Annotated in this window: 4 protein-coding genes and 1 pseudogene; 1 reads left to right on the forward strand and 4 read right to left on the reverse strand. The window is 71.2% G+C overall.

The annotated features are described in order from the left end of the window. The coding region (locus Q2100_RS29425; protein WP_302916869.1) for a LysR substrate-binding domain-containing protein at window positions 1-453 on the forward strand (453 nt) is incomplete at its 5' end. Here Q2100_RS29425 and Q2100_RS29430 read toward each other — a convergent pair. The 4 genes and pseudogenes from Q2100_RS29430 to cobO all read right to left on the reverse strand — a co-directional run bounded on the left by Q2100_RS29430 (window position 450) and on the right by cobO (window position 5244). Further along, window positions 450-2027, reverse strand: coding sequence for an MFS transporter (locus Q2100_RS29430; RefSeq protein ID WP_264015111.1), 1578 nt, complete (start codon window positions 2025-2027; stop codon window positions 450-452). The two genes, Q2100_RS29425 and Q2100_RS29430, sit on opposite strands and share 4 nt — an antisense overlap. A gap of 33 nt (window positions 2028-2060) precedes the next feature. Continuing rightward, complete coding sequence (cobA, locus tag Q2100_RS29435; RefSeq protein ID WP_264015110.1) at window positions 2061-3257, reverse strand: uroporphyrinogen-III C-methyltransferase; 1197 nt, start codon at window positions 3255-3257, stop codon at window positions 2061-2063. Then, window positions 3254-4625, reverse strand: a pseudogene (locus Q2100_RS29440) (cobyrinate a,c-diamide synthase). The gene cobA and the pseudogene Q2100_RS29440 overlap by 4 nt, the downstream one beginning before the upstream one ends. Before the next feature lie 4 nt (window positions 4626-4629). Next, window positions 4630-5244 (reverse strand): cob(I)yrinic acid a,c-diamide adenosyltransferase, encoded by a 615-nt coding sequence (gene cobO / locus Q2100_RS29445; RefSeq protein WP_302916870.1) that lies wholly within the window; start codon window positions 5242-5244, stop codon window positions 4630-4632. Window positions 5245-5407 lie beyond the last annotated feature (163 nt).

Genomic DNA, 5407 nt, shown 5'->3' on the forward strand with positions numbered 1-5407 from the left:
GCGGGCGCGGGTCTGCCCGACTACGACGTCGACGGCCTCGCCGCACGCCGCATCTGGGCCGGGGACCTGTGCGTGGCCGTACCGCTCGGGCACCGGCTGGCGGCCGCAGGCCGGGTGGCGATCCGCGAACTCGCCGACGAGGCGTGGATCGCGGGCACCGGCTCGGCGGGCGATCCGCAGTTCACCGCGTGGCCGACGCTGTCCGATCCGGTGATCCGGCACCGGGTGGCCGGCTGGCCGGCACGGCTCGGACTGGTGGCCGCCGGCCTCGGGATCTGCCTGATGCCGGAACTGGCGGCGAAGTCGGTGCCCGACGGTGTCACCACCGTGGCGGTCGACGACCCGAACTGGCTGGGCTGCAGCACGATGGCGCTCACCGCGGTGGACGCCGGTGACGAGGCCGGCGCGGTGGTCGCCGCGCTGCGCTCGGTCGCCGCAGAGATCTCGAGCTAGAGCTCGCCGGCGTCGATCGCGTCCTTGACCTCCTGGGCGTGCGCGACCTGCTGGCTGGTGTAGCCGATGAGCAGGGCGGCGCCGCCGACCAGGACCGCGACGGCGGCCACCCACAGCAGGCCGTAGGTGTATCCGGCGTCGAGGGCGGCGAGCTGGGTGGTGTCCATGTTCTTCACCGGCCCCGTCGTGCCACCCAGGTACAGCGTGCGGGAGGTGATGACGGCCTGGATGATCGCGAGCACGATCGGCCCGCCGAGGTTCTGCATCATCAGCGTGATCGCCGAGACCGGACCGATCTGGTCGAACCCGACACCGGCGATGGCCGACAACATCAGCGCGACGAAGATGATCCCGATCCCGATGCCGCCCACCACGAGCGGGATGACGAGGTTCGGGAAGTACGGGATGCCGCTGTTGAGCGTCGAGCCGTAGACCATCGCGCCGAGCACCAGGACGCCACCGGCGATCACCAGGATCCGCGGCGGGAAGATCGACACCAGCTGAGAGGACAGCGCCAGCCCGATGCCCATCGCGATGGCGAAGGGGATGAAGCCGATACCGGCCCGCAGCGGGCTGTAGCCGAGGATGTCCTGCACGTAGAGGCCGATGAGCACCGACAGGGTGAACATCACGCCGCCGGCCAGGAAGACCGCCCCGAACGTGGCGAGCCTGTTGCGGTCCTTGAACAGTTCGAACGGAACCACCGGGTTCTCGGCGGTGCGCTCGACGATGATGAACGCGACGAGGCAGATCAGCGCGGCGATGCCCGAGCCGATGGTGATCGGTGAGACCCAGCCCTGTTCCGGACCCATGGAGAAGGCGAGCACCGCGGCCGTGCAGCCCAGGGTCGCCAGGAGCGCCCCGGTGGCGTCGAGCTTGAGCCGCTCCTTGTGGGTCTCCCGCAGCGCCGTGTGGGCGAGGTAGACGATCAGCAGCCCGATCGGGACGTTGACCAGGAAGGCCAGCCGCCAGGACACCTCGGTCAGCGCGCCGCCGACGACCAGTCCCATGACGGAACCGACACCGGTCATCGCGGCGAACACCGCCGTGGCGGCGTTGCGGGCCGGGCCCTTCGCGAACGTCGTCGCGACGAGGGCCAGTGCGGTGGGCGAGGCGATGGCGGCGCCGACGCCCTGCAGCAGCCGCGCGATCACCAGCGTGGCCTCGTCCCAGGCGATGCCGCACAGCACCGAGGCGATGGTGAACAGCGCGACGCCCACGATGAACGTCCGCTTGCGGCCGATGGAGTCGCCGAGGCGCCCGCCCAGCAGCATCAGTCCGCCGAAGGTGAGCACGTAGGCCGTGATGACCCAGCTGCGCCCGGCGTCGGACAGGTTCAGTGAATCCTGGATCTTGGGGAGCGCGACGATGGCGATGGTGCCGTCCATCGTGGCCATGAGCTGCATACCGGCGATGGCGATCACCGCGGCGAAGAACCGCCGCGACGGAACCCAGGCCGGGGCCTTGGCGGTGCGTGCCTTGGCCGACTTGTTGCTCGACGGCACAGCCCGCCCGGAACCCCCGGCGGCATCGCTGAACATGGCTGCGCGCTCTGCGTCATTGAGAGCCGTCATAACGGGTTACCTTACAGTAATCTTAAGAACCCTTTAACCGCCGAAGGCCGCGACGGGGCCGATCACGATGATCGCGGGAGGTCGGATGCCCTCTTCGCGGATCCGCTGCGGCGCGTCGGCGAGTGTCGCCCGCAAACTCCGCTGCGCCGACGTGGTTCCGTGCTGGACCACGAGCACTGGGGTATCCGCAGGTCGGCCGCCGTCCAGCAGGGCCTTGGCGAACAGTTCGATGCGTTCGACCGCCATCAGCAACACGATGGTGCCCGAGAGCGCGGCGAGCGCATCCCAATTCACTAACGATTCGGGATGGTCTGGCGCGACATGCCCGCTGACCACCACGAATTCGTGCGTGACGTGGCGATGGGTGACCGGGACGCCGGCCAGCGCCGGAACACCTATGGCACTGGTCACACCGGGCACCACGGTCACCGGAATCCCCGCCTCGGCGCACGCGAGCACCTCCTCGTAGCCGCGTGCGAACACGAACGGGTCGCCGCCCTTGAGCCGCACCACGAACTTGCCCGCACGCGCCCGGTCGACGAGCACCTCGTTGATCGCGTCCTGCGCCATCGCCCTGCCGTAGGGGATCTTGGCGGCGTCGATCACCTCGACGTGCGGCGCGAGTTCGGCGAGCAGTTCCGGCGGCGCCAGCCGGTCGGCGACCACCACGTCGGCCTGGGACAGCAGGCGCCGCCCGCGCACGGTGATCAGCTCAGGGTCGCCGGGCCCGCCGCCGACCAGCGCGACGCCGGCCCGCATCGTCTCGGAGGTGTCCGCGGCGATGAGGCCCTGCTGCAGCGCCTCGTGGATCGCCGAACGGATCGCGGCCGAGCGGCGGTGCTCACCGGAGGCCAGCACCCCGACCGCCAGGCCCTCGTACTCGAAGGACGCCGGGGTCACCGCCGTCCCGTCCCTGGCCACGTCGGCGCGCACGCAGAAGATGCGCCTGCGCTCGGCCTCGGCGACGACCGCGGCGTTGACGTCGGGATCGTCGGTCGCGGCGATGGCATACCAGGCGCCGTCGAGGTCACCGTCGCGGAAGTCACGCAGCTGCAGTGTGATCCCCGTCATGGCCTCGACGGCCGGGGTGGCGGCGCGGGCGATGACGTGCACGTCGGCCTCGTTGGCGATGAGCAGCGGCAGCCGGCGCTGCGCGACGGTTCCGCCTCCGACCACGACGACCTTCTTGCCGGCCAGCCGCAGTCCTACCAGGTAGGCGTTCTCGGTCACCCGGCGAGCTTAGAGCCGCGCCGCGGCGGCCACGAAACGGGTGACCGCCGCAGGCACCGAGGCCGGATGGGTGTGCAGGTACGACGCGTGCACGTTGCGGTCGAGGGCGCCGTCCTGCGGCGCGCAGGCCCGATCTCCGGAGAATCTCCACGCCGGGCCGTAGTCGCCGGTGAACTTCGTTGCGGTGCGGTGGAATTCGTGGCCGGTGACGGTGTCGCCGACCTGGTACATCACCGACTCGCCGGTCGCCAGCGCGCTGCGGTAACCGAGCGTGAGCCGCGGGGTGAACTCCGCCGAGCCCGACAGCACACCGCACATCGGGTGGCCGTCGAGTTCGTCCACCAGGTACGTCAGCCCACCGCATTCGGCGTGCACCGGCGCACCGGCCGCGGCCAGCGTCCTGATCTGTTGACGCAGAATGTCATTGGCGGACAGTTCGGCTGCGTGCTGCTCGGGGAAGCCGCCCGGCAGCACCAGTGCGGCGGTCCGCGACGGCAGCGGATCGGTCAGCGGGTCGAAGTCGACCACCTCGGCTCCCGCGGCGCGCAGCATCTCGGCGTGCTCGGTGTAGCGGAAGTTGAACGCGTTGCCCGCCGCGACGGCCACCGTGACGCCCTTGCCCACCGGTTCTGCGGTGGCGGGGTTCCACGGCGGGTCATCGACGCGGCTGGTCGCGACCGCGGTGATGCCCGCCAGGTCCAGGTGGCGGCCCACCACCTCGGTCATCGCCTCCACCGCCTCGCGGGCCTGCGCACCGTGCTCGCCGGCGGTCACCAGACCGAGGTGGCGTGACGGCACGGCGAGTGCTTCGGTGCGCGGGATCGCCCCGAACACCGGCAGCCCGACGTACTCGCAGGCCTGCCGCAGCACCTGTTCGTGGCGCGGTGAACCGACGCGGTTGAGGATCACCCCGGCGATCCGCACGGCCGGGTCGAAGCCGACGAAGCCGTGCAGCAGGGCGGCCACGCTGTGGCTCTGACCGCGGGCATCGATCACCAGCACCACGGGCGCGCCGAGCAGCGCGGCCACCTGTGCGGTGGAACCACGGGCGGGCCCGGTGATCGGCTCGTCGCTGATCCGCCCGTCGAACAGCCCCATCACACCTTCGACGACGGCGAGGTCGGCGCCGTCGCTGCCGTGCCGGTAGAGCGGCCCGATCAGCGACTCGCCGACCAGCACGGGGTCGAGGTTGCGGCCGGGCCTGTGCGCGGCCAGCGCGTGATAGCCCGGGTCGATGAAATCCGGGCCCACCTTGAACGGCGCGACCGACCGGCCCGCCCGACGCAGCGCGCCCATCAGACCGGTTGCCACGGTGGTCTTCCCGCTGCCCGAGGCAGGGGCGGCGATGACCAGGGCGGGCACGCTCACCGGGTCACCACTCGATCCCTTTCTGGCCCTTGCGGCCCACATCCATCGGGTGCTTGACCTTCGTCATCTCGGTCACCAGGTCGGCGGCGTCGAGCAGCGCCTGCGGTGCGTCGCGGCCGGTGATCACCACATGCTGGTTGCCGGGCCGGTCCGCCAGCGTGGCGACGACCTCGTCGACGTCGACCCATCCCCACTTCAGCGGGTAGGTGAACTCGTCGAGCACGTAGAAGTCGTGCCGCTGCTCGGCCAGCCGGCGGGCGATCTCGGCCCACCCGTCAGCCGCGGCCGCCGCATGGTCGTCGGCACTGCCGGCCTTGCGCGACCACGACCACCCGGAGCCCATCTTGTGCCATTCCACGGGCCCGCCGACACCGTCGCGCTCGTGCAGGCGGCCGAGTTCGCGGAACGCCGCCTCCTCGCCCACCTTCCACTTCGCGCTCTTGACGAACTGGAACACCGCGATGTCGAACCCCTGGTTCCACGCCCGCAGCGCCATCCCGAACGCCGCGGTCGACTTCCCCTTGCCCGGACCGGTGTGCACGGCCAGCAGCGGCGCGTTGCGGCGGGCGCGGGTGCTCAACCCGTCGGCGGGAACGGTCAGCGGGCGGCCCTGGGGCATGGCGGTCCTCCTCGGTGGTTCAGGCCGCGGTGCGGTCGGCCCGGCTGACCACCCGGGTCAGCTCGTCGGCATGCAGATGTGCCAGCCGCACCGCCGGGGCGCCCAGGTGGGCGGCGAGGTCAGCGGCCAGACCCAGTCGCACGAACGACGTCTCACAGTCCAC

This window comes from Mycolicibacterium arseniciresistens, from assembly GCF_030519285.1.
In the GTDB taxonomy this organism is placed as follows: domain Bacteria; phylum Actinomycetota; class Actinomycetes; order Mycobacteriales; family Mycobacteriaceae; genus Mycobacterium; species Mycobacterium arseniciresistens.

Excerpts from the sequence above, each read along its gene's own strand:
- cobO (WP_302916870.1), bottom strand. The coding sequence starts at position 5,244 with ATGCCCCAGGGCCGCCCGCTGACCGTTCCCGCCGACGGGTTGAGCACC.
- Q2100_RS29430 (WP_264015111.1), bottom strand. The coding sequence starts at position 2,027 with ATGACGGCTCTCAATGACGCAGAGCGCGCAGCCATGTTCAGCGATGCC.